General features: G+C 62.1%; 24 protein-coding genes. 17 read left to right on the forward strand and 7 right to left on the reverse strand.

Translation table 11 applies throughout. From position 1 onward, the window contains the following. Positions 1-72: 72 nt before the first annotated feature. Entirely contained in the window at positions 73-1218 is a 1146-nt protein-coding gene (gene earP / locus QWI20_RS16965) for an elongation factor P maturation arginine rhamnosyltransferase EarP (RefSeq protein ID WP_369306435.1), read from the reverse strand. Between the two features lie 123 nt (positions 1219-1341). Here earP and QWI20_RS16970 point away from each other — a divergent pair, with 123 nt between their 5' ends. The 12 genes from QWI20_RS16970 to QWI20_RS17025 all read left to right on the forward strand — a co-directional run bounded on the left by QWI20_RS16970 (position 1342) and on the right by QWI20_RS17025 (position 12916). Further along, a complete protein-coding gene (locus tag QWI20_RS16970; protein WP_369306436.1) occupies positions 1342-1737 on the forward strand; it encodes a hypothetical protein in 396 nt (131 codons plus the stop codon). A 54-nt stretch (positions 1738-1791) separates the two neighbouring features. Beyond that, positions 1792-2274 carry a transcription elongation factor GreAB gene (locus tag QWI20_RS16975; protein WP_369306550.1) on the forward strand — a complete coding sequence of 161 codons (483 nt, stop codon included), beginning with the start codon at positions 1792-1794 and terminating at the stop codon, positions 2272-2274. A gap of 123 nt (positions 2275-2397) precedes the next feature. Next, positions 2398-2604, forward strand: a complete 207-nt coding sequence (locus QWI20_RS16980) for a hypothetical protein (RefSeq protein ID WP_065993044.1) — start codon at positions 2398-2400, stop codon at positions 2602-2604. Positions 2605-2706: 102 nt separating this feature from the next. Beyond that, positions 2707-3267 (forward strand): DUF1003 domain-containing protein, encoded by a 561-nt coding sequence (locus QWI20_RS16985; protein ID WP_369306437.1) that lies wholly within the window; start codon positions 2707-2709, stop codon positions 3265-3267. A gap of 395 nt (positions 3268-3662) precedes the next feature. After that, on the forward strand, positions 3663-4466 hold the full coding sequence (dkgB, locus tag QWI20_RS16990) for a 2,5-didehydrogluconate reductase DkgB (RefSeq protein ID WP_369306438.1): 804 nt from the start codon (positions 3663-3665) through the stop codon (positions 4464-4466). Positions 4467-4988: 522 nt separating this feature from the next. Next, positions 4989-5726, forward strand: a complete 738-nt coding sequence (locus QWI20_RS16995) for a FadR/GntR family transcriptional regulator (protein WP_369306439.1) — start codon at positions 4989-4991, stop codon at positions 5724-5726. After that, positions 5723-6727, forward strand: a complete 1005-nt coding sequence (locus tag QWI20_RS17000; protein WP_369306440.1) for an ABC transporter ATP-binding protein — start codon at positions 5723-5725, stop codon at positions 6725-6727. The genes QWI20_RS16995 and QWI20_RS17000 overlap by 4 nt, the downstream gene beginning before the upstream one ends. Then, complete coding sequence (locus QWI20_RS17005; protein ID WP_369306441.1) at positions 6724-7857, forward strand: ABC transporter ATP-binding protein; 1134 nt, start codon at positions 6724-6726, stop codon at positions 7855-7857. Before QWI20_RS17000 ends, QWI20_RS17005 begins: the two co-directional genes overlap by 4 nt. After that, positions 7854-9353, forward strand: a complete 1500-nt coding sequence (locus QWI20_RS17010; RefSeq protein ID WP_369306442.1) for an ABC transporter substrate-binding protein — start codon at positions 7854-7856, stop codon at positions 9351-9353. Before QWI20_RS17005 ends, QWI20_RS17010 begins: the two co-directional genes overlap by 4 nt. Before the next feature lie 43 nt (positions 9354-9396). After that, positions 9397-10341: an ABC transporter permease gene (locus tag QWI20_RS17015; RefSeq protein ID WP_037011865.1), complete on the forward strand. Its 945-nt coding sequence runs from the start codon at positions 9397-9399 to the stop codon at positions 10339-10341. Next, complete coding sequence (locus QWI20_RS17020; RefSeq protein ID WP_369306443.1) at positions 10341-11249, forward strand: ABC transporter permease; 909 nt, start codon at positions 10341-10343, stop codon at positions 11247-11249. The genes QWI20_RS17015 and QWI20_RS17020 overlap by 1 nt, the downstream gene beginning before the upstream one ends. A 71-nt stretch (positions 11250-11320) precedes the next feature. Next, positions 11321-12916 (forward strand): gamma-glutamyltransferase family protein, encoded by a 1596-nt coding sequence (locus tag QWI20_RS17025; protein WP_369306444.1) that lies wholly within the window; start codon positions 11321-11323, stop codon positions 12914-12916. 210 nt (positions 12917-13126) lie between these two features. On the opposite strand, the gene QWI20_RS17030 is transcribed toward QWI20_RS17025, so the two are convergent. The 3 genes from QWI20_RS17030 to QWI20_RS17040 form a co-directional block, all read right to left on the reverse strand. Continuing rightward, positions 13127-13477 (reverse strand): DUF202 domain-containing protein, encoded by a 351-nt coding sequence (locus QWI20_RS17030; protein WP_369306445.1) that lies wholly within the window; start codon positions 13475-13477, stop codon positions 13127-13129. Beyond that, positions 13474-13902: a YidH family protein gene (locus tag QWI20_RS17035; RefSeq protein WP_237253568.1), complete on the reverse strand. Its 429-nt coding sequence runs from the start codon at positions 13900-13902 to the stop codon at positions 13474-13476. The genes QWI20_RS17030 and QWI20_RS17035 overlap by 4 nt, the downstream gene beginning before the upstream one ends. Positions 13903-14465: 563 nt before the next feature. After that, on the reverse strand, positions 14466-15779 hold the full coding sequence (locus tag QWI20_RS17040) for an L-fuconate dehydratase (RefSeq protein ID WP_369306446.1): 1314 nt from the start codon (positions 15777-15779) through the stop codon (positions 14466-14468). 257 nt (positions 15780-16036) lie between these two features. On the opposite strand from QWI20_RS17040, the gene QWI20_RS17045 reads away from it, so the two are divergent. The 4 genes from QWI20_RS17045 to QWI20_RS17060 all read left to right on the forward strand — a co-directional run bounded on the left by QWI20_RS17045 (position 16037) and on the right by QWI20_RS17060 (position 22289). Beyond that, on the forward strand, positions 16037-16945 hold the full coding sequence (locus tag QWI20_RS17045) for a LysR family transcriptional regulator (protein WP_369306447.1): 909 nt from the start codon (positions 16037-16039) through the stop codon (positions 16943-16945). A gap of 218 nt (positions 16946-17163) precedes the next feature. Then, complete coding sequence (locus QWI20_RS17050) at positions 17164-18717, forward strand: UxaA family hydrolase (RefSeq protein WP_369306448.1); 1554 nt, start codon at positions 17164-17166, stop codon at positions 18715-18717. Positions 18718-19002: 285 nt separating this feature from the next. Further along, positions 19003-20328, forward strand: coding sequence for an MFS transporter (locus QWI20_RS17055; RefSeq protein WP_369306449.1), 1326 nt, complete (start codon positions 19003-19005; stop codon positions 20326-20328). A 449-nt stretch (positions 20329-20777) separates the two neighbouring features. Continuing rightward, positions 20778-22289: a diguanylate cyclase gene (locus QWI20_RS17060; protein WP_369306450.1), complete on the forward strand. Its 1512-nt coding sequence runs from the start codon at positions 20778-20780 to the stop codon at positions 22287-22289. On the opposite strand, the gene QWI20_RS17065 is transcribed toward QWI20_RS17060, so the two are convergent. The 3 genes from QWI20_RS17065 to QWI20_RS17075 form a co-directional block, all read right to left on the reverse strand. Beyond that, positions 22267-23049, reverse strand: a complete 783-nt coding sequence (locus QWI20_RS17065) for a DeoR/GlpR family DNA-binding transcription regulator (protein WP_369306451.1) — start codon at positions 23047-23049, stop codon at positions 22267-22269. The two genes, QWI20_RS17060 and QWI20_RS17065, sit on opposite strands and share 23 nt — an antisense overlap. A 67-nt stretch (positions 23050-23116) precedes the next feature. Beyond that, positions 23117-23680: a GNAT family N-acetyltransferase gene (locus QWI20_RS17070; RefSeq protein ID WP_369306452.1), complete on the reverse strand. Its 564-nt coding sequence runs from the start codon at positions 23678-23680 to the stop codon at positions 23117-23119. 30 nt (positions 23681-23710) lie between these two features. After that, complete coding sequence (locus QWI20_RS17075) at positions 23711-24988, reverse strand: serine/threonine transporter (protein WP_369306453.1); 1278 nt, start codon at positions 24986-24988, stop codon at positions 23711-23713. A gap of 357 nt (positions 24989-25345) precedes the next feature. Between QWI20_RS17075 and QWI20_RS17080 the strand changes: the two genes are divergently transcribed. Beyond that, positions 25346-25795 carry an SgcJ/EcaC family oxidoreductase gene (locus QWI20_RS17080; RefSeq protein ID WP_369306454.1) on the forward strand — a complete coding sequence of 150 codons (450 nt, stop codon included), beginning with the start codon at positions 25346-25348 and terminating at the stop codon, positions 25793-25795. The last annotated feature ends 34 nt before the right edge of the window (positions 25796-25829 follow it).

The raw sequence follows: 25829 nt of genomic DNA on the forward strand, positions 1-25829 counted from the left end.
TTGGATGAAAGATCTTTCTAAGCCCTGTACGAAAAGCCACTTTTCGTACAGGGCTTAATACAAGGCCGCGTATCATATCCAACTTTGGTAAAACCTTACCAGCGCAGTCGTCAGATCGTCCTGCAAGGCCTGTTCCAGACACCAGCGCTGGGCATGGGCGGCCAGTTCGTCGGCGTGTTGTTCCAGCGCCTTCCAGCCCTGAGTCATGTCTGTTCCGCCATTCCAGCTGCGCCAGACCTCGGTCAGCGCCTGCTGCGCCTCCTCCGACAATCCCGCCAGATACAACTCCAGAAACGCATCGAGTTTGGCCCAGTGGGCGTCGTCGTCCTGCTCATAGATGTGCCAGATCAGCGGCCGCCCCGCCCATTGCGCGCGGACGAATGAATCTTCGCCGCGCACCACATTGAATTCGCAGCACCACAACAGCTGGTCATAGTCTTCCTGGCGCACAAACGGCAGCACCTGAATCGTCAGGCCATCGCGCACCTGCACGGCGCCCGCCTTCAATTCTTCCACGCCCAACCAACGCTGAACGTCGCCCAGAATACGGCCTTCAGGCACCAGCAAATGGGTCGTGCGATCAGCCCGGGCCAGGCAATCCAGCCAACTGCCGAGGCCGGCGTGTTCGTAGGCAAACAGCGACATCAGCCGCGCATCGGCGTGGGGCGCGATGTTCAGGCGCTGGAGAAAGGACTGCCGCACGGCAGGATCCGCCTGAAATGCCTGACGTTTTTCGATCAAGCCTGCTTCACGCAACAACCCGCCGGTTTTTTCGGTGAAGCCGGGGAAGAAGAAATACTTGCGCAGGCCCGAGGACTGGATCGAAGGCAGGCCATGGCAACCGGAGACCCATTCCTCGGCGCTGAGGTATTCGAGGTTGAACCACAGCGGCCGCTTCTCCCGCCCGAGCATGGCCTCGATGTAGTCCGGCGGCAGGCGACAGGCGAAGGCTTCGACCACGACGTCCGGCAGCGCGGCCGGTTGCCACGTGTTGGGCCATTCCTTCGGCCAGTGACAGACGGTCACGCCATCGCGCATTTGCTCTTCAGCAAGGGGATCGGCGCCCGGGCACAGCCGCGCGAAGGCGTTCAGGTCATCGATCCAGAGGCGAACCTTCAGGTCGTGTTCGGTGACCAGTTGTCGGGCCAGGCGAAAGGTCACGCCGACGTCGCCGAAATTATCGACAACGCTGCAGAAAATATCCCAAGAGGCTTTCATCCGGGCTCCCTGAGGATGTTCAAAAAAACCGATTGTCCTTCATTGCGGCGCAGAATCACCAGCCCCGGTCGTGCGACAATCACTGCCACCGCTGGCCACATGCATACAAGTCTGGAGTCTGTCATGTACGTCAACCACCGCGAACTGTCCGTCACGCTGCGCCCGCTCAAGCTGATTCTGTCGATTGCCGCCGGTATCTGGCTGGGCTTTCTCGCCGTCCTGCTGAGCCTGTGGCTGATCTATAAAATGCTCCCCGCCGAGCAGACCCAGGCGCTGAACAATGCGGCCGCGCAGATCACCGCCCCGCCTGCGGCCAAGTCTAAGCCGGAAAGTGATAACCCGATGTTCGATCAGTACCGGCAGATCCTGCGCGACAGCGAAGCGCGGCAGAACCAGGAAGCCGAACAGGCCGAGCGGCAACGCAGCTTCAATGGGCCGAAATGTCAGTTCTGGATGCAGCAGAACCAGACCGCCCCCAGCGAGAAAAGCCGTGCGAGCGTCTATCAGTTCTGCGGTTGAATCCCCTTTGTCGAGCCATTCCATGTCCGTGAATACGCCATGCCCGCCATGCCCGTGAACAAGCAAACCGTCCTGCAGTGCATCGTCGAGAAGCTGCAGGTCGATCTCGATGTGGCCGTGCGGGCGGCGCAAACGGCGTACGAAACCGCGACCCACGAAGAGAACATCGCTGAGAACAAGTACGACACCCTGGGGCTTGAGGCGTCGTATCTGGCGGCGGGTCAGGCGCGGCGCGTGGAAGAAATCCGCCAGTCGCTGAACCTCTGCCGCAACCTGGTGCTCAAGCCTTTTGATGACCAGCGCGGCCTCCAGACCGGCGACCTCATTGCCCTCCAGGCAAGCAGCGGCGCGGAGCAACTGCTGTTTCTCGGGCCAGACGCGGCGGGGCTGAAAGTCACCGTGGACGGCCAAGTGATTACGGTGATCACGGCACGCTCGCCACTGGGTCAGCGCCTGCTTGGCAAGCTTGATGGCGATGAGGTGGAGGTGGTAGTGAACGGCAGCCGCCAATCGTTCGAGATCACGCAAATCCTGTGACCCACTGATCATTTGCAGGGTTGTAGCGTCCGACTTTTTGTGGGTAAGGTGCAGAGTCGCACCACAAAGGGTGAACCCCGGAACACGGAGCCGGGGACACGGATTTAACCAAGGAGATATTTCATGACGAACGTCATCACTTTCCCTGACGCCCATGAACGTGATCGCCTCAAGTCCAGTGACCACCACGGGTTGAGATACCTGAACAAGAAAGAGCGACAACTGATCGACCGCCTGCGCATGACCAGTCACGCCGGCCGCCAGTACGTTTACGACTACGCCAGCATCATGCAGCGCTCCAAGCCGCTGTACCCCGAACCGGTGGACTGAAGCGGCTCACTCGGGACAGACGCTGGTTCAGCAGAGGTTCAGTACAACGCCAGGGGGCGTGGGCCTATAGTGGGCAGATGTTTCTGTCTTCAGGAAAGCCCCATGCCCACTGCAACGCCTGTCCCTTCGCCCGCAGAACCGGGCACGCCCGCCGCCGACGCGCCGGTGGATCACCTGCGTTTTCACAAACGCCACGCGCACCTGGCGCCGACCTTTGGCACCGATGCCTTCGCCCTCAAGGCAGAGGCGTTCGCGCGCTTCTTCGGCACGCCCACTTTTCTCGGCGCACAGACGCTGCTGGTGTTGCTGTGGGTGGGCGCCAACCTGAGCGGGCTGGTGTCGTTCGATCTCTACCCGTTCATCCTGCTCAATCTGGCATTCAGCCTGCAGTCGGCCTATGCCGCGCCGCTTATTTTGCTGGCCCAGACTCGACAGGCCGCCCGGGACAAAGCCAGCGCCGATGCCGACGCGGAGCACCGAGAAGCGCTGGCGACGGCCAACGAAGAGCGTATGGCCCGCGCGGCGCAAAACACCGCACAGATGCTCGAACTGCTGGAACAAAACACCCGACTCACCGAAATGACCAAAGTGCTGACCGAGCGGGTGGAAGCGCTGACGGCGGACATGCACAAGCATTTCGTTAAACGCGATGGGCATGTTTGAAGGTGTTCGGGATTTGGCTTGCCCCCACAGCAGATCTGCGGCACGCGCAAAATCTTGGTCTGGCAAGGGACCTTGTAGGAGTGAGCTTGCTCGCGAAGAGGCCAGTACATCCGCTAAATCTTCTTTGGCTGAAATACCGTCTTCGCGAGCAAGCTCACTCCTACAGTTTCTCCGTTTTTCGGCATGACAATGCAGCGCGCTGGCTAAGGACAGCTTCTACGGAGATCACATCTCACTGAACGATCACACCTACACGCTGCCCCAAACTCCATGGCATTCATGATCCCCCTTCAAAAGTCCCGTGCCCGCGCTGTGGTTTTTCCCTGCCAGCCGACGCGGGATACTGGGCATCTGCTTCGTTTATCCCCTTCCCCCTTGAACTCTGGAGTCTTCCCATGACTGTTCCCGCATTTGGCCTCGGCACCTTCCGCCTGAAAGATCAGGTCGTCATCGACTCGGTCAGCAACGGCCTGGAGCTGGGCTATCGCGTGATCGACACCGCGCAGATCTACGGCAATGAAGCCGAGGTCGGTCAGGCCATCGCACAAAGCGGCGTGCCCCGTGACGCGCTGTACATCACCACCAAGATCTGGACCGACAACTTCGCCGCCGACAAGCTGATCCCGAGCCTGAAGGAAAGCCTGGCCAAACTGAAAACCGATCATGTCGACCTGACGCTGATCCACTGGCCATCGCCGAAAGGCCAGGTGCCCGTCGCCGAATTCATGGGCGCGCTGCTGGAAGCCAAACAGCAAGGCCTGACTCGCGAGATCGGTGTCTCTAACTTCACCGTGGCGTTGATGAAAGAGGCCATTGCCGCGGTCGGCGCCGAAAACATCGCCACCAACCAGATCGAACTGCACCCCTACCTGCAAAACCGCACCGTGGCCGATTTCGCCAAACAGCACGGGATCAAGATCACGTCTTACATGACCCTGGCCTACGGCGAAGTGCTGAAGGACGCGGTGATCGAGCAGATCGCCCAGCGCCACAATGCAACGCCCGCCCAAGTGACGCTGGCGTGGGCCATGCAGTTGGGTTACGCGGTAATTCCGTCTTCGACCAAACGCGCGAACCTGGAAAGCAACCTGAAAGCCGTCGACCTTAAGCTCAGCGAAGACGACATGGCGCAGATTGCCCAGCTGGACCGCGGTCATCGCCTGACCAGCCCGGCCAGCCTCGCGCCGCAGTGGGATTGATTTGAGCATGAGACCAGAGCGATCCATCTGACACCCTGCTACCTGGATGTAAATATGGCTCGTGTGGGAGTGAGCTTGCTCACGAAGACGGCAATTCAACCAATGAAGATGTAGCGGATGTAATGGCCTCTTCGCGTTCAAGCTCGCTCCCACAGTAGCCAGTGTGTGCTTGGCCGGAGCGGGGTGTCAGGAAAAAGGGAATGCCACAACACTCGAACTGAGCCCTGAATCCGACGCCCCCTAATAACGCACCCGAACCATAAACAGGCGCCCTGCCTGGCCCCTTCCTGAAATTGGTTCGCTTACCGCCTGAACCAATCCCGCCCCTCCCCGCGAACCAGACTTCCGAACCATTGCCGATTGGCCCGAAGCGCCGGGATCACGCCTGTGCGCCCCCCCGGCCATCGGACCTCGCCAGTGAACCAATTTCCATTGGCATCGCTATTGCACTCGTCCTCTGTAGCCTAGCCGTGCTTCACAAAACGGCCAGGCCTCCGGTTCACCCCGTGACGAGAGACGCAGATGGACAGCATCGACACCGACGCAACCCACGACACTTCGTCGAAGATGGCCCTCGACGCGCTGCGCCAACTGGTTGCGCAGCAGGCGGCGTTTCCCCAGCGGCCGTTGCCGACCGAGCGCGACCTGGCAGTGGATTTCGGCGTCAGTCGCCGGGCCATTCGCCGCGCGCTGGCGGTTCTTGAAGCCGAGGGTCATATCTGGCGGCGGCAGGGCAAGGGCACCTTCGTCGGCCCTACCCCGCCGAGCGCTGCCATGAGCTTTGCCAAGCTCTCAAGCCGGACCAATTTCAGCGAGGTCATGGAAGCCCGCATCTATCTGGAACCGGCATTGGCCTCCTTGGCCGCGTTGCGCGCCAGCGGCGAACAGATGGCGATCCTGCGGCGGCTGGCCGAGCGCACCACTCACCAGCAACACGCCAGCGAACCCGACGCCGAAGGCATCGAACTGTGGGACAGCGCGTTGCATCGCGCGATCGCTGAAGCCGCCGGCAACCGGCTGATGCTGGACATCTTCGAAATGCTCGACGCGATCCGGCTTGATCCGGCATGGCGCGACCTGCGCCAACGTGCCCGCAACACCGACCGCCTGAGCACCTACAGCCACGATCACCACGACATCATCGGCTCCATCGAAAGTCGCGACCCGGCCAAGGCCGCCACCGCCATGCGCGGTCACCTGCGTGCGCTGCAACAGGCGCTTGATAACGTCATCCAGCAAGACCTCGAGGCCAGCGTATGAGTGCTTCACCCGCGAACACCCCATCGGTATTGAGCGTCAGCGACCTCACCGTGCGCTTCAAGGATGCCCCGGCGAATGTCGTCGACGGCGTGTCGTTCTCCATCCAGCCGGGCAAGACCCTGGCCATCGTTGGCGAGTCCGGCTGCGGCAAAAGCGTGACGTCCATGGCCTTGATGGGCCTGTTGCCCGACACCGCGACGGTTCAGGCCAGCGCCTCGAACCTGCTGGGCGAGCCCTTGCTCGGTATGTCCGACGCGCGCTTGCTGGACGTGCGCGGCAATCGCATGGCGATGATCTTTCAGGAGCCGATGACCTCGCTGAACCCGGTGTTCACCATAGGCGATCAGATTGCCGAAAGCGTGATTCGCCACCAGGGCCTGTCCGCCAGCGCCGCCCGCCAGCGCGCGCTGGAAATGCTGGAAAAGGTCCGCGTGCCCGACGCCCTCCAGCGCCTCGACGCCTACCCCCACGAGTTGTCCGGCGGCATGCGTCAGCGCGCGATGATCGCCATGGCGCTGGCCAATGATCCCGCGCTGATCATCGCCGACGAACCCACCACCGCCCTGGACGTGACGATTCAGGCGCAGATTCTTTCGCTGGTCGCCAGCCTGCAGGCTGAAACCGGCACCTCGATGATGCTCATCACCCACGACCTCGGCGTGGTCGCCGAAGTGGCCGACGAGGTCATCGTGATGTACGCCGGCCGCGTCGTCGAAAGCGGTTCGGTGAAGACACTGTTCGATGATCCGCAGCACCCCTACACCATCGGCCTGATGGGTTCGATGCCCTCGGTCGGCCCTCGCGAAGGGCGGCTGGCGACGATCAACGGGCGCGTGCCAACGCCGGCTGAAATGCCCAGCGGTTGCCGCTTTGCCAGCCGTTGCCCGTTCGTCATCGCCGCCTGCCGCGAAACTCGCCCGCCGTTGCTGGAAGTCTCCGTTGGGCATTTCGCTGCGTGCATTCGCGTGCCACTTGAACAGCATCTGGGAGTCAGCGCATGAGCCGGTCAGGACAACAGATCGTTGAGGTCGGGAGCGCGGAAACGGCGCTCGACAAACCGATTCTGGAAAGCATCGCGGTGAGCAAACACTTTCACAGCGAAGCCGGCTTGTTCCAGCGCAAGAAGCCGCCAGTGCAAGCTGTTAACGAAGTGTCCCTGGCCGTGCGCCGGGGCGAAACCCTGGCACTGGTGGGTGAATCCGGTTCGGGTAAATCGACCCTGGGCCGGGTGTTGTTGAACCTGCTCAAGCCAACCGCCGGGGACGTTATTTACGAAGGCCGCAATCTGGGCAATCTGCCCGCCGACAAGCTGCGTCAGGTCCGCCGCGATCTGCAGATCATTTTCCAGGACCCGTTCGCCTCACTGAACCCGCGCATGAGTGTCGAATCAATCATCGGCGAGCCGATCTGGCTGCACCGCGACGACAGCCGCAGCGCACGCCAGGACAAGGTCGCGGAGCTGTTGCGCACGGTGGGTCTGGCGCCGGAGCACGGCAGCCGCTTCCCCCACGAATTCTCCGGCGGTCAGCGTCAGCGCATCGGCATCGCCCGCGCGCTGGCCTCGGAGCCACGGCTGATCCTCGGCGACGAACCGGTGTCGGCGCTGGATGTCTCGGTGCAGGCGCAGGTGGTCAATCTGCTGGAAGACCTCAAGCACCAGTTCGGCCTGACCCTGCTGATCGTCGCCCACGGCCTCGCGGTGATCCGCCACATGAGCGACCGCGTGGCGGTGATGTACCTCGGCGAGATCGTCGAGCTGGCGCCGGTCAATGCACTGTTCGAAACGCCCTTTCACCCCTACACCCAAGCGCTGATGGCCGCCGTGCCGGTCAGCCACCCGGACCTGCGCCGCCCGCGCCCGTTGCTCGGCGGCGACATGCCAAGCCCGAGCAAGCCGCCCTCAGGTTGCCGCTTTCACACCCGTTGCCCCCACGCGAAAGCGCTGTGCCGCGAAGTGAAACCGCTTTTCGAAACCGTCGAGCCGGGGCGTCAGGTGGCCTGCCATTACTGGCGCGAAATCGCCAACGCCGGCGCCGGTTCGCTGATCGTGCCGACCCCCAGCGCCGCCTACAGCCAGCGCCTGAATCTGTTCAAAAGCCATCAAGCCCTTTCTCTGGAGAGTCAGCCATGAAATTCGCCCACCTGATGACAACCACGTTGTTGCTGCTCGCTGCGAATGCGGCTGTCGCCGAAACCACCTTGCGCATCGGCATTCAGGACGACCCTGACATGCTCGACCCGCACCGCTCGCGCACTTACTCGGGGCGTCTGGTCTACACCGCGCTGTGCGACAAGCTGGTCGACGTCAATCCTGATCTGACCTACGCGCCGCAACTGGCCACCGCCTGGAACTGGAGCGAGGACGGCAAGACACTGACCATGACCCTGCGCGACGGCGTGACCTTCCACGACGGCGAGGTATTCGACGCCGCCGCCGTGAAGTTCAACCTCGACCGCGCGCGCACCCTGCCCGACTCCCTGCGCAAGAGCGAACTGGCGTCAGTGGAAAGCGTGGACGTGATCGACGCGAAAACCGTGGCGATCAAGGTCAAGCAGCCCGACGCGACGCTGATCTCGCAGCTGTCGGACCGCGCCGGCATGATGCTCGCGCCCAAGGCTTCGGCGACCGACGTGGCCTCCAAGCCGGTGTGTTCCGGGCCGTACAAATTCGTTCAGCGCGTGCAGCAGGACCGCATCGTGCTGGAGCGCTTCGACAACTACTGGAACAAGCAGGCGTACCACTTCGACAAGGTGATTTTCCTGCCGATTCCGGACACCTCGGTGCGCCTGGCGAACCTGCGTTCCGGCGACCTGGACATCATCGAACGCGTCGCGCCCACCGACGTGAAGACCGCCAAGGCCGACAGCCACGTGCAGGTGTTCAGCACGCCGGGCCTGGGCTACATGCAGCTGATGTACAACACCAACAACGGCGACAAGGCCAACAACCCGCTGGGCAAGGACAAGCGCGTGCGCAAGGCCTTCGAGCTGGCCATCGACCGTGACGCGATCAATCAGGTGGTGTTCGAAGGCCTGTACGCGCCAAGCGCCCAGCCGTTCCCGAAAAACAGCCCGTATTACGACAAGGATTTGCCGGTCCCGACCCGCGATGTCGAAGCCAGTAAAAAGCTGCTGGCCGAAGCCGGGGTGAAGACGCCTCTAGTCGTCGAGCTGAAAGTCGCCAACAACCCCATCGCGCAACAGGTCGGCCAGATCATTCAGGCGATGGCCGAAGAGGCCGGCTTCAAGGTCAATCTGATCGCCACCGAATACGCCACGCTGCTCAGCGAGCAACAGGCCGGCAACTTCCAGATCGGCATGAGCGCCTGGTCGGGCCGTCCTGATCCGGATGGCGATATCCACCAGTTCGTGACCTGCAAGGGCGGCCAGAACGACGGGCATTTCTGTGACCCGAAACTCGACGAGCTGCTGAACAAGGCGCGCACCGTGAACGATCAGGCCCAGCGTCAGGCCATCTACTTCGAGGCCCTGCGCCTGCTCGCCGAAGACGTGCCGACCAGCTATCTGTACTTCGATCCGCGAATCATCGCCATGCGCAGCAACCTCACCGGTTTCGTGCCCAATCCCGATGGTTTGATTCGCCTGACCAACGTCGCTTTCAAATGACAGCGGCGCGCGTGGACAACCGCTTCGGCCGCGAGGATTCGTCATGCTGACTTTCATCCTGCGACGCCTGCTCAGTGCCATTCCGACGCTGATCCTGGTTTCGCTGTTCGTCTTCACCCTGCAAAAGCTGCTGCCCGGTGATCCGGTCCAGGCCATGGCGGGTGAAGAGCGCGACCCGGCGGTGATGGAATACCTGCGCGAGAAATACCGGCTCAACGACCCGCTGCCGCTGCAATACGTGCACTGGGTCGGCAACGTCCTGCAGGGCGACTTCGGCACTTCGCTGCGCACCGAACAACCGGTGACCGTGCTGCTGGCGTCGAAGCTGCCGGTGACCATCGAGCTGGCGGTGCTGGCGTTGATCATCGCGTTGGTGATCGGCATACCCACCGGGGTGATCTCGGCGGTGCGCAAGGGCACGTCGGTGGACTACGCGGCCAACGTGTTCGCCCTGTCAGGGATCTCCATTCCACACTTCTGGCTGGGGATTCTGTTGATCATGATCTTCGCCGTGAAGCTGCAATGGCTGCCGGCCTCGGGCTTCGTGCCGCTGGGTGAAGACGTCGGGCAGAACCTGAAAACCCTGATTCTGCCGGCCTTCGTGCTGGGCGCCGGGCTGTCGGGCGTGCTGATGCGCCATACCCGCAGCGCGATGCTTGAAGTGCTGCGCGCCGACTACGTGCGCACGGCCCGGGCCAAGGGGCTGTTTCCGCGCACGGTGATTCTGAAGCACGCCTTGCGCAACGCGCTGATGCCGATCGTTACGCTCACCACGCTGCTGTTCGGTGAATTGCTCGGGGGCGCGGTGCTGACCGAGCAGGTGTTCAGCATTCCCGGCTTCGGCAAGATGATTGTCGATGCCGTGTTCAACCGCGACTACGCCGTGGTGCAAGGCGTGGTGCTGTGCGTCGCGATCGGTTTTCTGCTGCTGAATCTGCTGGCGGACGTGCTCTATCGCCTGATCAATCCGCGTCTGAGGACTGCCTGATGACTTCGATTGCGACCCATCCTTCAGCGCCGCTGAACGCGCCGTCCCAGGCGCCGTTGAGAGAACCATTGCGGCCGCGCACCCGTTCACCGTTCGTGAAGAAATTCCTCGCCAACAAGGGCGCAGTGGTCGGCGCGGTGGTGCTGATCGTCTTTATTCTTGCCGCGCTGCTGGCGCCGTGGATTGCGCCCCATGACCCGCTGAAAGCCAACTTCCTCGCCGTGCGCAAGGCGCCGTCGCTGATCTACTGGCTGGGCACCGACGAACTGGGCCGCGACCTGTTTTCCCGCCTGCTCTGGGGGGCGCGCAGTTCGTTGCTGGCCGGCGGGGTTTCGGTGGCGATTGCCATGGTCATCGGCGTGCCGCTGGGCCTGCTGGCCGGGTACTTCGGCGGCAAGCTCGACGCGGTGATTTCGCGCATCATGGAAGCGCTGCTGTCGTGTCCGTTTCTGGTGCTGGCGATTGCCCTGGGCGCGTTTCTCGGCCCGAGCCTGAGCAACGCGATGATCGCCATCGGGCTGTCGGCGATGCCGATTTTCTCGCGCCTGACCCGCGGTCAGGTGCTGGCAATCCGTCACGAAGATTACCTGGAAGGCGCCCGCGCCATCGGTTTGCCGGATCGCTGGATCATCCTGCGCTACGTGCTGCCGAACGTGCTCTCGCCGCTGGTGGTGCAAGCGACGCTGACCATCGCTTCGGCGATTCTGGCGGAAGCGAGCCTGTCGTTCCTCGGCCTGGGTCAGCAACCGCCCTCGCCGTCCTGGGGCTCAATGCTCAACACCGCGAAGAACTTCATGGAACAGGCGCCGTGGATGTCCATCGCCCCGGGCGTGGCGATCTACATCACCGTGCTGTGTTTCAACCTGCTGGGCGACGGGCTGCGTGATGCCCTCGATCCGAAAAGCTGACGGCTTTGATGCCCACAGGCTCGAAAGCTGCGCCCCTATAACCGATCAACTGCCAAGAAGAGAACGACTGCATGTTCGATGATCTGGATTACAGCCAACCTTACGCGTCCGCCCGCTCGCCGGTGATGGGCAACAACATGGTCGCCTGCTCGCAACCGCTGGCCGCACAGGCCGGGCTGGACATGCTGCGTCAGGGCGGCAACGCCGTTGATGCCGCCATCGCCGCCGCCATGGTGCTGACCGTGGTCGAACCCACCGGTTGCGGCATCGGCAGCGACGCCTTCGCCATCGTCTGGGACGGCAAGACGCTGCAGGGCCTGAACGCCTCGGGCCGCTCGCCGAACGCCTGGACGCCGGAGCATTTTGCCGGCCAGCAGGAAATGCCCCAGCGCGGCTGGGCATCGGTGACGGTGCCGGGCGCGGTGTCGGCCTGGGTCGCGTTGTCCGAGCGCTACGGCAAGCTGCCCTTCGCCACCCTCGCCGCACCCGCCATCGGCTATGCGCGCGACGGTTACCAGGTGACGCCGATCATTGCCGAACTGTGGCGGCGCGGCGCCGGATTGCTGAAGGATCAACCGGGCTTTGCCGAGTGCTTCCTGCAAGGCGGCAAAGCGCCGAAGGCCGGCGAGAAAGTCACGCTCAAGGATCACGCCAAGACGCTGGAGCTGATTGCCGACACCAAGGGCGAAGCGTTCTATCGCGGCGAGCTGGCCAAGGCAATGATCACTCACGCCAACGCCAATGGCAGCGTCATGAGCCTTGAGGATCTGGCAAACCACCGGGTGGACTGGATCGATACCTTGTCGGTGCCGTACGCCGGCGCCATGGTCCACGAGCTGCCGCCGAATGGTCAGGGCATCGCCACGCTGGCGGGTCTGGGCATCCTCGAAGCGCTGGGCGTGGGCGAGCAGCCGGTGGACAGCGTCGAGACCGTGCACCCGGTGCTGGAAGCCATGAAGCTGGCCCTTGCCGACCTCAACCAGCACGTCACCGATAACGACCACATGCGCGTCGCCGCGGAACACATGCTCGACCCGGCGTACCTGCGCGACCGCGCGGCGCTGGTCGGCGAACAGGCGCAAGACCCGCTGCACGGCGCGCCCAAGGCCGGCGGTACGGTGTACCTGTCGGCGGCGGACGAGAGCGGCATGATGGTCTCGTTCATCCAGTCGAACTACATGGGTTTTGGTTCGGGTGTGGTGGTGCCGGGCACGGGCATCAGCCTGCAGAATCGCGGTGCGGGCTTCACCCTGGACCCTGATCACGTCAACACCGTCGCGCCAGGCAAACGGCCTTTCCACACCATCATTCCGGGCTTCGTGATGAACGCCGACGGCACGCCGTTGATGTCCTTCGGACTTATGGGCGGGCCGATGCAGGCGCAGGGGCACTTGCAGATGATGCTGCGCATTCTTCGCTACAAACAGAACCCCCAGGCCGCCGCCGACGCACCGCGCTGGCGCATCGAATCCGGCCTCAAGGTCGCGGTGGAGCGCTCGTTTGATCCGAAGGTGATCGAGGCGTTGCGCGCCAAGGGCCACGACGTGGAAGTTGAAGACCCCAGCGGCGTGTTTGCCTTCGGCGGCGCGCAGATCATCCAGCGCACGGCCCATGGGTATGTGGGCGGGACCGATCCGAGGAAAGACGGGCTGGTGGCGGCGTATTGAGTCACCCGGGGACTGATTAATTTACGGTGAAGCGCTGTAAATAAATCAGTCCCCTCTACCGGCGCAGCCCCGATCCTTCGGCTGATGCAAAACCTGTGGGATCGAGTTGGCTGAAAGATTGCGGCGTGTCAGACGAAGCACATGTCACAGCCAGACCTGATTTTTTGGGCAAGCGGGCCTTTACAGAATTCATTCGATTCACGCCCTTCTTCAGCCAGACACCACCGCAACAATCCCCACCAGACTCAACACCATCACCGTGCAACCCAGCACCGCCACTTCACGCAACGGCGCAGGAATGCGCTCTTGGGTCATCCCCCGGGCGCTTTTACGATAGCGGACGTTGAGGCCGATCTGGATCAGGATGCCCGCCATCAGCGAAAGAATGACGGGCAGCAGCGCCACCCACCCAAACGGCGGAATCCAGCGCAGAAACAGGATGCACACGCCGATCAACGTCAGCAGCGTGCGGCGCCAGGCCAGCAGTGTGCGTTCGGGCTGCAGACCGGGATCGTCGTGGCGCAATGGCGTCGACGGCACGGCATGACCGCGCTGATTCACGACGCGCCGTAAATCAGAAAGACGATCAGCCCCGCCGCCACCAACCCGCCACCCAACGACAGAATCGGCACCAGCACCGGCAACGGCAGCGGCTTGCGTTGACGCATCGCCCGCTCGACCTTCAGCCAGCGCACGCAGGCACTGGCGCTCACCAACAAGGCCAATACCAGCAACGACAAGGCCACGGCCCGACGCAGGCCGGGGCTGAACACGTCACTGGTGAAGGCTTCGACCGCAATGCCACCGGCCAGAAACGCCAATGCCGTGCGAATCCACGCGAGAAACGTGCGTTCGTTGGCGAGGGTGAAGCGCGGGTCGGGTTCGCAACCGCCACCGAGCAGCGAAGCTGAGAGCCGATCCCGCTCCGGCGGCGTGACGGGGGCATTGGCGGGAGGGATGACGTTGCCGGGCTCAGGGGAGTTCATGTCGCACCGTGGTCGGGTAGATGCGACGTATCATACCGGTCATGCCCGGGAAAGGCCCGTGTCCACAGCGACATGGGGTTGTCTGTTGCCGCAGCGCGCGCCCCTCCAAACGGCTAGGTCGCGTAGAGATGGAACGATGATGTACTTGCTCACGAAGGCGCCGGGACATTCAGTCATTTTCTCTGGTGGCTGAAAGTCAGTCTTCGCGAGCAAGCTCGACTCCCACGGGATGGTGGGTTGCCTCGATATTTCGGCCAGTTAGGAGGACGTGTGGGGGTGAGCTTGCTCACGAAGGGGCCGGGACATTCAGTCATTTTCTCCGGTGGCTGAAAGTCAGTCTTCGCGAGCAAGCTCGACTCCCACGGGATGGTGGGTTGCCTCGACATTTCGGCCAGTTAGGAGGACGTGTGGGAGTGAGCTTGCTCACGAAGGGGCCAGTACATCCGCTAAATCTTCAGCGGTTGAACCGCAGTCTTCATGAGCAAGCTCATTCCCACGGGTTGGTGGGCTGCCTCGATATGTCGGCCAGTTCGGAGGACTTGTGGGAGTGACTAACATTTAAATCATCTGTTGGCAGCCAACTCCACCCACACCGCGCCATCGGGATATTGGTACCGCTCCAGCGTCTCGGGGTGCATCTCGATGCTGTACCCGGGCCGTTGCGGTGGCATGTAGCGGCCACGGCGGATGACCACCGGATCAAGGAAGTGCTCGTGCAAGTGATCGACGTACTCCAGCACGCGTTTGTCCAGGGAGCCCGACACGGCGATGTAATCGAACAGCGAGATGTTCTGCACGTATTCGCACAACCCGACGCCACCACCGTGCGGGCATACCGGGATGTCGAATTTGGCCGCCATCAGCAGCACGATCAGCACTTCGTTCAGCCCGCCCAGCCGTGCCGCGTCGAGCTGGCAGAAATCCAGCGCGCTGGCCTGGAACATTTGCTTAAACATCACCCGGTTGTGGCAATGCTCGCCGGTCGCCACGCCAATCGGCGCGATACGCTGACGGATCGTCGCGTGGCCGAGAATGTCATCGGGGTGGGTCGGCTCTTCGATCCACCAGGGCTCGAACGCCGCCAGTCGACGCATGTTGCTGATCGATTGCTCGACGCTCCAGACCTGATTGGCGTCCATCATCAGCGTGCGTTCCCAGCCCAGTTCGTCGCGCAGGATTGCGGCGCGGCGCATGTCTTCTTCGATGTCCGAACCGATCTTCTGCTTGATGTGGGTCCAGCCTTCGGCAACGGCTTCGCGGGCCAGCCGGCGCATCTTCTCTTCCGAATAACCCAGCCAGCCCGGCGCGGTGGTGTAGCCCGGATAGCCCTCCTCCAGCATCTGCGCCTCGCGCTTCGCCTTGCCCGGCACTTGCCGACGGAGCAGCGCGATGGCCTCTTCAGGGGTGATGGCGTCGGTGACGTAGCTGAAGTCCAGGCATTTCACCAGTTGCTCGGGGGTCATGTCGGCCAGCAACTTCCAGACCGGCTTGCCCTCGGCCTTGGCCCACAAGTCCCACACGGCATTGACCAGCGCGGCGGTGGCCAGATGGATCACGCCCTTTTCCGGCCCCAGCCAGCGCAACTGGCTGTCGCCTGCCGTGATGTTGTGCCAGAACGCGCCCATGTCTTCAGTGATCGATTCCAGGGTCAGCCCCACCACGCAGGGCGCCAGGGAGTGAATCGCTGCCGCGCAGATTTCGTTGCCACGGCCGATGGTGAACGTCAGGCCGTGGCCTTCCAGCCCGTCGGACGAATCGGTGTGCAGCACAACGTAGGCGGCGGAATAGTCCGGCGCGCTGTTCATCGCGTCGGAACCGTCGAGAGACAAGGACGTGGGGAAGCGGATGTCGCGGACGGAAATGGAGGTGATCTGCATAGTGGGCTCTTATTGTTTGTGGCAACGCATACCTGTAGGAGTGACCGGGGTGGCGTTCCAACTGGCTCGCGGTTGCAGCGTGCCAGTCAACGCTTCAGTACCTGATCAATCGCAATCGCGAGCAAGCTCACTCCTACAGTCATAGCCAACTGTAGGCCGAACCGCGATACAGGCATAATCGCAAAATCCTAATCATCGATACCAAATCCGATATGTCAGACGCGTCACCTTCCGCCGGTCTGCCTGGCACGTTCCCGATGTTGAAAATCTCCAGCCGGCAGATCGCCTTGCTCAACGCGTTGGGCGAACTGGGCAATCTGCGCAAGGCCGCCGCCGCCATTCACACTACCCAGCCCGCTGCCAGCCTGTTGTTGCAACAGCTGGAAGAGCGTCTCGGCGTGCAGCTGTTCGAGCGCTTGCCGCGCGGCATGCAGCCGACGCTGTTCGGCGAGGTGATGATTCGCTACGCCCAGGGCGCGCTGCATGAATTCGAATACGCCGAAGCGCAGCTGGCCGAGCTGGCACGCGGGGCGACGGGGATGGTGCGCATCGGCACGGTCATGGGCCCGGTGCCGACGCTGCTGACCAGTGGCGTGCTGGCGTTCAAGGCTGCGCACCCGAAAGTGCGTGTCGCCCTGGAAGTCGGCACCAGTGATGAGCTGCTGCCAGCGCTGATTCGTGGCGATTTCGATGTGGTGCTGGGCCGGCTGCCCGATCAGCTCGACGGCCAGAGCCTCGACATTCAGCTGTTCGAACAAGGTGAACGCATGCGCATCATCGCCCGGCCGCGGCACCCGCTGGTTGACCACAGCAGCTTGACCCTGACGGAGCTGGCGCCGCTGACCTGGATCCTTCACCCGATCGGCAGCCCCATGCGGCGCCAGGTTGAAAATGCATTGCAGGCGGCGCAGTTGATTGCGCCGCTGGACATCGTCGAAACCCGTTCGATTCTGGCCACCACCTCGATGCTGGAATCCTCGGAAATGATCGCCGTGGTGCCCAATGACGTCGCGCAGCACTACGCGCGCTACGGCATGATCGCCATTCTGCCGGTCGAGTTGCCGCTGAGCATGGCCAATCTCGGGCTGATGACGTCGAAAGCCCGACCGATGTCGGCAGCGGTGAAGGCGCTGCTGACATTTCTAAAGTCTCCGACAGCTGCATGAACCGATAACCCTGCGTTATCGATCAATCGAAACCTTTCATTGGGAAATTACCCACTGGCTTCATAGAGTGGCTGAAAATCGGCCAACAACGTCCGCGCTTATTAAACGGCGTCGTGTACACCGTGAATAACAATAACCGGCCAGCCACGGTGCCGCTTCCCACGGGGAGCCGTCGCCTCGCACCGCTGAAGCAGGCCGCCACCGTCATGAGAGGCCGCATGGAACTCATTGCCAAAACCGCTGCGTTCGACAGCAGCGCGCTGTTCATCCGCCTGAACCCCCTCGATAACGTGCTGATCGCTCGCCAGGCGCTGAACGAAGGCACGCACCTGGACGAAGAAAACGTCACCGTCTCGCAGCCGATTCCTTCCGGGCACAAGGTCGCGGCGGTCCGGGTCGAGCAGGGTCAGCCGCTGCGGCGTTACGGCCAGATCATTGGCTTCGCTTCACAGCCCATCGAGGCCGGGCAGCACGTGCATGTGCACAACGTCGAGATGGGTGACTTCTCCCGTGACTACGCCTTTGGCGCCGACGCCCACGAGACGCCCAAAACCGAGGCGTTCTTTCAGGGCATCGTGCGCGCCGATGGACGCGTGGCGACGCGTAACTACATCGGCATTCTCACCTCGGTGAACTGCTCGGCCACCGTGGCCCGTGCCATCGCCGACCGCTTTCGTCGAGATATTTTCCCCGAGGCCCTCGCGCACTACCCCAACATAGATGGCGTGGTCGCGCTGACCCACGGCTCGGGCTGCGCCATCGATTCCAAGGGCGAGGCCATCGACCTGCTGCGTCGCACCCTCGCGGGCTACGCCGTGCACCCGAACTTTGCAGCGGTGCTGGTGGTGGGCCTGGGCTGCGAGACCAACCAGATCCAGGACATGCTCGACAGCCAGGGCCTGAAGGCCAGCGACCAACTGCGCGCGTTCACCATTCAGGGCACCGGCGGCACGTCGAAGACCATCGCCAGCGGCATCGCCCAGGTGCAATCGCTACTGCCCCAGGCCAACCGGATCACCCGGGAAACCGTCAGCGCCCGGCACTTGATCGTCGGTCTGCAATGTGGCGGCTCCGACGGCTATTCCGGCATCACCGCCAACCCGGCGCTGGGCAATGCCGTGGACCGGCTGGTGGCGGCGGGCGGTACGGCGATTCTGTCTGAGACCCCGGAAATCTATGGCGCCGAGCATTTGCTGACGCGGCGGGCGGCCAGTCAGGCCATCGGCGAGAAGCTCGTCCAGCGGATTCACTGGTGGGAGGACTACTGCCAGCGCATGAACGCCGAGCTGAACAACAACCCCTCCGCCGGCAACAAGGCGGGCGGGCTGACGACCATTCTGGAGAAATCCCTGGGTGCGGTGGCCAAGGCCGGCTCGACCAACCTTATGGGCGTGTACGAATACGCCGAAGCCGTCCGCGCCCAGGGCCTGGTCTTCATGGACACCCCTGGCTACGACCCGGTGTCTGCCACGGGGCAAGTGGCCGGCGGCGCCAATCTGATCGCGTTCACCACCGGTCGCGGTTCTGCGTACGGTTGTGCGCCGACACCGTCGATCAAGCTGGCGACCAATAACCGCGTGTTCGAATTTCAGCAGGAGGACATGGACGTCAATTGTGGCGGCATCGCCGATGGCACGACGACGATTGAAGAACGCGGCGCGTACGTGTTCCAGATGATGCTGGACATCGCCTCCGGCGCCCGCAGCAAAAGCGAGCAGCACGGTTATGGGCAAAACGAATTTGTTCCGTGGCACATCGGTGCGGTGACCTGACAGGACGGGCTGCCTTGGCAGGACCGGCTTTAGCCGGGAAGTTTTTAGGCGTCAAAGCGCAAGATCGATGGTGCTCAAACCGGCCCCTTCCCGGCTGAAGCCGGTCCCACAGGGGAAATGCGTCGTCTGCTGAAACGCGTTTTTCTGGTAGGACCGGCTTCAGCCGGTAAGCTCTTCAAGCGTCACACCACAACATCGATGGTGCCCAAACCGGCCCCTTCCCGGCTGAAGCCGGTCCTACACGAACGAAGCCATTAAGCCCCACAACAATAAAAAAGGTGCGCAATGAAATCCCTCAAGACCTACCAGACGATCACCATCGTCTTCCTGATGCTGTTCGGGATCGTCAATTATCTGGACCGCAGCGCGCTGTCCATTGCCAACACGACGATCCAGAAAGACATGCTCATCAGCCCTTCGGAAATGGGCATTCTGTTGTCGGCGTTCTCGCTGGCCTATGCCTTCGCGCAGTTGCCGATGGGCATGATCATCGACAAGCTCGGCAGCAAGATTGCGTTGGGCGGCGCGCTGATGGTGTGGTCCATCGCGCAGACGGCGTCCGGTTTCGTCAACAGCTTCAGCGGCTTCTTTGCTCTGCGCGTGCTGCTGGGGATCGGCGAGGCACCGATGTTTCCGTCAGCCGCCAAAACCCTCAACGAGTGGTTCGAAGAGCACGAGCGCGGCACGCCGACGGGCATCGTCTGGTCGGCGACCTGCATCGGCCCGTGCCTGGCGCCGCCGCTGCTGACGCTGTTCATGGTCAACTTCAGCTGGCGCGGGATGTTCATCATCACCGGCGTGCTCGGCATCGTGCTGTCGCTGTGCTGGCTGACGTTCTACAAAAGCCGCGCGCAGTACCTGAAGGAACTGGCTGCCGAGGGACGCGAGCCGATCGTTCAGGTGGTTCAGGTCGATGCTGCGCCCAAGGCTTCCTTCTTCGCCGGCTGGCTGGACCTGTTCAAGCACCGCAGCACCTGGGGCACATTCCTCGGTTTCATGGGCGTGATCTACATGCTCTGGCTGCACCTGACCTGGTTGCCCGGCTACTTCCAGCGCGAACACGGCCTCGACCCCTATCAAACCGCCTGGGTGGTGTCGTTCGCCTACGTGTTCGGCGCGATCGGCACCATCGCCGCCGGACGCATCTGCGATCGGCTGGTCAAGCGCGGCGTCGGCGTGCTCAACAGCCGCAAATACACAGTGATTGGCGGGCTGGTGTTTGCCGCCGTGTTCACCCTGCCGCTGACCTTCGTCACCGGACTGAGCGGTTGCGTCGCCCTGCTCTGCCTGGCGCTGTTCGGCATCAATCTGTCCAGCGCCACGGCGTGGATGGTGGTCAATACCGTGGTCGACACCAAACGCGTGGCGTCCCTGGGGTCGATCCAGAATTTCGGCGGCTACATCGCCGGCTCCATCGCGCCGATCGTCACCGGGTTCAGCGTGCAATATTCCGGCACCTTCGCCACGGCCTTCGCGGTCAGCGCCATTGTCGCGTTGCTGTCGGCGGTCGCCTACTTCGTGTTACTCAAGGCGCCGATCCCCGAACACACCACCACGGTGCAGAAGGACTGGCAGGCGAATCGGGATGAGGTGCAAGGGCGTCGGGTTTGATGGGTGCTCCTTCAGCGGATTCCTGTGACCTCGCACTCCCCCCCAGGAATGCTGCAGTAGCCAGCCGAACGCAGCACCTGTGGGAGCGAGCTTGCTCGCGAAGGCGGCATTCCACCCGCTGAACATTTAGCGGATGTACTGGCCCCTTCGCGAGCAAGCTCGCTCTCACATGTCAACATCAGCCAAACTCGCACACGGCCCTATAACCACGTCACGCCCACACCGCAGCACATCTCCCGCAGATGATTTATACGCCATAAATTTCCCTTCAAAATCCCGCACTTGTCCTACGCTGTGAGTCAGACGGGTCGCTGTTGCGATGCTGCGTGTCCGAACGAGAGGATTGTTCGTCACAGTGGCGGGTCTGAAATCGTGGCAGTCAGCGAGGGTGTGGTTTGAGACAGGTAGAAGGATCGGAGCTCGGCGTCAGAAACCGACGACTCAAACGCATGCCGGTGTTGTGGCTGGCGGGGCTGTTTACCTTGTTGGTGTGCATCTCCATCACCAGCATCACCGTCTGGCAGTTACGCCAGACGCGCATGCACGAGCTGGAAATCGCCAATACCAACGTCGCCAACCTTTCGCGCTCAATGGCGCAGCACGCCGATGACGCCTTCGACCAGGCCCACATCGCCGTCTCGTCGGTGGTCGAACGGCTTTCCTTCGATGGCTTCGGCGCCGCCAGCGGTTCGCGCATGCAGGACTATCTGCGCGCCACCGCCGCCAGCGTCGAGCAGATCCAGGGCCTGTTCATCTACGACAAGGACGGCAACTGGGCGGCAACCTCTCTCAACCACATGCCGGCCAACGCCAACAACGCGGACCGAGAATATTTCCGCTTTCACCAATCCATCGACAGCACCCTCCCCCATATCGGGGCGGCCATCCAGAGCCGTTCCACCGGCGACTGGATCATCCCGGTATCGCGACGGGTGAACGATGAGATGGGCAACTTCGCCGGTGTGGTGCTGGCCACCGTCGAACTGAACTACTTCGAACGGTTCTTCGAGCGCTTCGACATCGGCAAGCATGGGGTCATCACCCTGGCAATGGCCGACGGGACCGTGTTGGCACGGCGTCCGCTCCTCGAAAACGTGCGCGGTACGTCCATCGCCGACGGCGAATTGTTCCGTCTCCACGTCAGGGAACACTACGAAGGCACGGCGAACGTCGTGTCGATGCTTGATCACGAACAGCGCCTGTATGGCTACAAGAAACTGGACCGCTACCCGATGGTGGTACTCGCCGGCCTGTCCCAGCGCGAAGTGCTCGACGAGTGGCGGCAGTACGCATGGCGCTCACTGGCGATCATCATCTGCGTGGTGGTCGCCAACCTGCTGTTTGGCGTCTTGCTGTTCCAGCAGATCCGTTTCGGGCTCAACGCCGAATCACAGCTGCGCATTGCCAGCCACTCGCTGGAAAAACTCGCGCTGCAGGACAGCCTCACCGGCCTGGCCAATCGTCGGCATTTTCAGGAGATTCTCAGCCTGGAATTTCGCAACGGTGAGCCCAACCTGCATCCGCTCAGCCTGATCATGATCGACATCGATTTTTTCAAGAGCTACAACGACAACTACGGCCACGTGGCCGGCGACAAATGCATCGTTGCCGTGGCCGAATGCATTCGCAGCAACCTCAACCGTACCGGCGACCTGGCGGTGCGCTACGGCGGGGAAGAGATGGCCGTGTTCCTGCCCTACAGCGACGTGCACGGCGCGGTGAGCCTGGCGGAAAAGATCCGGTTGGCCGTGCTCACCCGAGCCCTCGAACATCAGGGCAATCCGATCGGCATCGTCAGCATCAGCCTGGGGGTTTATGGCTGTAAAGCGCAGGAATGCCAGAGCATGGAAGACTTCGTAAAACGCGCGGATGCCGCGCTGTACGCCGCCAAACATCAGGGGCGAAATCGCACCGTGGCCTGGCAGGAATCGACGGTGCTCAGTGCGCTGCCCGCGCCGTAACGATCTGCGCGACCTTGCCGCGAAACAGCTCCAGCCGGTCATCCGGCGCGTCATGTTCAACCACCAGCGCGCCAACTTCCTCGCACTGGGCGACCTGATAGTGAGCGATGCTGGAGAGCTTCTCGTTGATCACCGCCACCGCCACCTGACCGCTGCGCGCCACCACGGCGCGCTTGAACTCGGCGACGGCCATGTCGAACGCGGTTACGCCCTTCAGCGCATCCAGCGCACAGGCGCCAAGAAAGCACAGATCGAAGTTGAAGTGGGCGAGTTGCTGAATCGTGGTGAAGCCGTACGTGCTGCCCGCCACGGGGCTCAGGCGCCCGCCGAGCAGAATCACCTCCACTGACGGCAGCTTCATCAGCTCGACGGCGATCAGCGGCGCGTTGGTGGTGACGGTCAACGGCATGTGCGGATCAAGGGCTTTGGCGATCGCCAGATTGGTCGAGCCACCGTCGATAAACAGGTGCTGCCCGGCGCTGATCAATCCCGCCGCCGCGATGCCCAACTGACGCTTGCGCCCGGGCTCATGCTCCACTCGCGCAGCGATCGGCCCGTCCGACGCCAGCGAAATCGCCCCGCCGTACACGCGTTTGCACAAGCCGGCGGACGCCAAAGCGCCGAGATCGCGGCGAATGGAATGCTCGGACACATTGAATTCGGCTGCCAGCTCCGCCGCAATCACCCGACCGCGCACGGCCAGACGCTCGGAGATCAAACGCTGACGCTCGCCGGGGAATGCTTCGGGGTTAGCAGACATAAGGCCTCGATAAAGAGCTGAATCGATCAGAAACGAGCAGGATCATGGGGCGCACTCTGGCGCCCTGTCAAACCACAGGCTGGACATGTCCTGACAGGCTAAGTGATTTGCAGAAAAACACGTTCGGGTGAGACTCAGCCTGCAGGCGATGTACCGCCAAGCCGGTTTCTTCGTAGCCCTGTCGAGGGTAAAACTGCAAGGCACGAGTGTTCCTCGCCCAAACCGTCACCCATATCATTGAAGCACCCCGGGCCGATGCTTCTCGTTCCGCGCTACGGAGCAGCTGCCACCCTATCCCATGCCCGGCAAATCGCTCCTGCACATAAAGGCGCTTGAGCTCGGCCGCATGCTGGTCGCTAACCAGAAGGTGACCCGTTTGCAGACAGATCTGAGTAAAGCCGACCAGATGCTCATCGACTTCAGCGAGCAGGAACATGGAGTCAGATCGCTCGAGGTTCCCGGAAATGGTTTCGGGCGCGAACGATTCGAGCGCTTCCCGCGCGATGGCGTCACGAACGCCCTCGGTCGCATAGGTGTCCATGAACACCTGCATCCCCAACACCGCAATCGTGAGCACATCCGATTGCGTGGCAGGGCGCAGGGTAAAATCGAGTGTGTCGCTGTTGGCCATGTTCGCCCCTTCCTTGACTGCGATTGTTGATCACTGCATCAACGAATAAACCAGCGCCGAGATCGAGATCAACCCTATCACCACCACGAACACGTTCGACAGTTTTCCCGCACAGCGGCGCATGGCGGGCACTTTGCGCACGGCGTACATCGGCATGAGAAACAGCAGCGCCGCAATCACCGGGCCGCCGAGGGTTTCGATCATCCCGAGAATGCTCGGGTTGAGGGTTGCCACCAGCCAGCAGACCACCAGCATGAAGCCTGCGGTCAGCCGATCGAGCGCACGTGGCGAAGGACGGCGGCCGGTCTTTATCACCAGACCTTTGAGGCCCTCGCTGGCGCCGATGTAGTGACCCAGGAACGACTTGGTGATCGCGACGAATGCAATCAGCGGCGCCGCGAACGCGATGGTCGGGTTGCTGAAATGGTTGGCCAGATAGGACAGGATCGACAGGTTCTGCGCCTTGGCTTCCGCCAGTTGCTCCGGCGTCAGGGTCAGCACGCAGCTGAAGACGAAGAACAGCACCATGACCACCATCAGCAGATGAGCACGGGCGAGGATCTGCGCGCTACGGGGTTCGGCCTGCTCGCCATACTGGCGCTTCTGGTCGACGGCAAAGGCCGAAATGATGGGTGAGTGGTTGAACGAGAACACCATCACCGGAATCGCCAGCCATAGCGTGTGCAGCAGCGCCGAAGGTGCCGGAAGGCTGCTTGCCGTGGTGAGAATGCCGCCGTTCCAGTGCGGAATCAGGAACACCGCGAGGAACAGCAACGCCACGATAAACGGGTACACCATCAGGCTCATGACCTTGACGATAATCTGCTCACCGCAACGCACCACCGCCAGCAGGCCAAGGATCAGCACGAACGCCAGCAGCGCGCGAGGCGGCGGCTGCACATGCAGTTGATGCTCCATGAAACTGCCGACCGTGTTGGTCAGCGCCACGCTGTAGATCAGCAGGATCGGAAACACGGCGAAGAAATACAGCAGCGTGATCAGGGCACCGGCTTTCTTGCCGAAATGCTGCTCGACCACCTCGGTGATGTCCGCGCCATCCCGGCCCGAGAGCACGAACCGGGTCAGCCCGCGGTGGGCATAGAAGGTCATCGGGAAGGCCAGCAGGGCCAGAATCACCAGCGGCCAGAACCCGCCGATACCCGCGTTGATCGGCAGAAACAACGTGCCCGCGCCGATGGCGGTGCCGAACAGTCCGAGCATCCAGGTGGTGTCGTTGCGGTTCCAGGGAGTCACGCTCGCGGGTGCGGCGTCGACGGTGTGTTCGACGCTGTTGGCCTGATCATTCATCCGGTCGATTCTCCGTTGCCGGTGATTGCTACATGGTCAAAAGCGCGTCGAAAAACGTGGCAGTCGGCGCCCCTGACCGGTTCTCTACAGGGAAAGGGGCGCGATTGTCCGGGATTAGAGAGCAGAATCAAAGGCTTGTCGGACCAAAAGCCTGCGGGCCCGGTTGATGAAAGTTACAAACCGGCTTAACTTCCTGCACAAATCAGCAACGCTTCTTACTTAAAAAACCAGAAAATTCCCACACCGAAAACGGACGAATTAGTGTGCGAAATGTATTGTAAATCCATGGGAGTACAACTTCCGTTAGCCCTCCATTAGGCTCTCGACCCACATTCAACCGCCCATGGAAGGTAACGCATGCTCAAGACATTTGCCGTCATCACACTGCTCACTGCAAGCACTTACGCGCGTGCAAACAACGCTCCCGCGCAATGCGCAACACTTGATCAGCAACACGCGAAAATCCTGTTCGAACGCTGGAACAACGCACTGCAGACAGGCGACTCAGGCAAGGTGGCGGCGAACTACACGGCCGATGCCGTGCTGCTGCCGACCCTCTCCAACCAGCCCAGAACAGACCTTGCCGGCAAACTCGATTACTTCAATAAGTTTCTCAAGAACAAGCCCGTCGGCACCCTCGACAGCAGCACGGTCATCACAAGTTGCAACAGCGCAATCGACACCGGTACTTACACATTTCGTTTCAGCGACAATTCAGAAGTCCAGGCGCGTTACACCTTCACGTACGCACTTGTGGATAACCAATGGCTGATTACCTCCCACCACTCTTCGGCCATGCCGGAGTAGCGGACATTCAGCAAACAGTCGGCCTGACACTCAA

The sequence above is a fragment of the Pseudomonas sp. W2-17 genome (genome assembly GCF_041060445.1).
In the GTDB taxonomy this organism is placed as follows: domain Bacteria; phylum Pseudomonadota; class Gammaproteobacteria; order Pseudomonadales; family Pseudomonadaceae; genus Aquipseudomonas.

Excerpts from the sequence above, each read along its gene's own strand:
- earP (WP_369306435.1), bottom strand. The coding sequence starts at position 1,218 with ATGAAAGCCTCTTGGGATATTTTCTGCAGCGTTGTCGATAATTTCGGC.
- QWI20_RS16970 (WP_369306436.1), top strand. The coding sequence starts at position 1,342 with ATGTACGTCAACCACCGCGAACTGTCCGTCACGCTGCGCCCGCTCAAG.
- QWI20_RS16980 (WP_065993044.1), top strand. The coding sequence starts at position 2,398 with ATGACGAACGTCATCACTTTCCCTGACGCCCATGAACGTGATCGCCTC.
- QWI20_RS16985 (WP_369306437.1), top strand. The coding sequence starts at position 2,707 with ATGCCCACTGCAACGCCTGTCCCTTCGCCCGCAGAACCGGGCACGCCC.
- dkgB (WP_369306438.1), top strand. The coding sequence starts at position 3,663 with ATGACTGTTCCCGCATTTGGCCTCGGCACCTTCCGCCTGAAAGATCAG.
- QWI20_RS16995 (WP_369306439.1), top strand. The coding sequence starts at position 4,989 with ATGGACAGCATCGACACCGACGCAACCCACGACACTTCGTCGAAGATG.
- QWI20_RS17000 (WP_369306440.1), top strand. The coding sequence starts at position 5,723 with ATGAGTGCTTCACCCGCGAACACCCCATCGGTATTGAGCGTCAGCGAC.
- QWI20_RS17005 (WP_369306441.1), top strand. The coding sequence starts at position 6,724 with ATGAGCCGGTCAGGACAACAGATCGTTGAGGTCGGGAGCGCGGAAACG.
- QWI20_RS17010 (WP_369306442.1), top strand. The coding sequence starts at position 7,854 with ATGAAATTCGCCCACCTGATGACAACCACGTTGTTGCTGCTCGCTGCG.
- QWI20_RS17015 (WP_037011865.1), top strand. The coding sequence starts at position 9,397 with ATGCTGACTTTCATCCTGCGACGCCTGCTCAGTGCCATTCCGACGCTG.
- QWI20_RS17020 (WP_369306443.1), top strand. The coding sequence starts at position 10,341 with ATGACTTCGATTGCGACCCATCCTTCAGCGCCGCTGAACGCGCCGTCC.
- QWI20_RS17025 (WP_369306444.1), top strand. The coding sequence starts at position 11,321 with ATGTTCGATGATCTGGATTACAGCCAACCTTACGCGTCCGCCCGCTCG.
- QWI20_RS17035 (WP_237253568.1), bottom strand. The coding sequence starts at position 13,902 with ATGAACTCCCCTGAGCCCGGCAACGTCATCCCTCCCGCCAATGCCCCC.
- QWI20_RS17040 (WP_369306446.1), bottom strand. The coding sequence starts at position 15,779 with ATGCAGATCACCTCCATTTCCGTCCGCGACATCCGCTTCCCCACGTCC.
- QWI20_RS17045 (WP_369306447.1), top strand. The coding sequence starts at position 16,037 with ATGTTGAAAATCTCCAGCCGGCAGATCGCCTTGCTCAACGCGTTGGGC.
- QWI20_RS17050 (WP_369306448.1), top strand. The coding sequence starts at position 17,164 with ATGGAACTCATTGCCAAAACCGCTGCGTTCGACAGCAGCGCGCTGTTC.
- QWI20_RS17055 (WP_369306449.1), top strand. The coding sequence starts at position 19,003 with ATGAAATCCCTCAAGACCTACCAGACGATCACCATCGTCTTCCTGATG.
- QWI20_RS17060 (WP_369306450.1), top strand. The coding sequence starts at position 20,778 with ATGCCGGTGTTGTGGCTGGCGGGGCTGTTTACCTTGTTGGTGTGCATC.
- QWI20_RS17065 (WP_369306451.1), bottom strand. The coding sequence starts at position 23,049 with ATGTCTGCTAACCCCGAAGCATTCCCCGGCGAGCGTCAGCGTTTGATC.
- QWI20_RS17070 (WP_369306452.1), bottom strand. The coding sequence starts at position 23,680 with ATGGCCAACAGCGACACACTCGATTTTACCCTGCGCCCTGCCACGCAA.
- QWI20_RS17075 (WP_369306453.1), bottom strand. The coding sequence starts at position 24,988 with ATGAATGATCAGGCCAACAGCGTCGAACACACCGTCGACGCCGCACCC.
- QWI20_RS17080 (WP_369306454.1), top strand. The coding sequence starts at position 25,346 with ATGCTCAAGACATTTGCCGTCATCACACTGCTCACTGCAAGCACTTAC.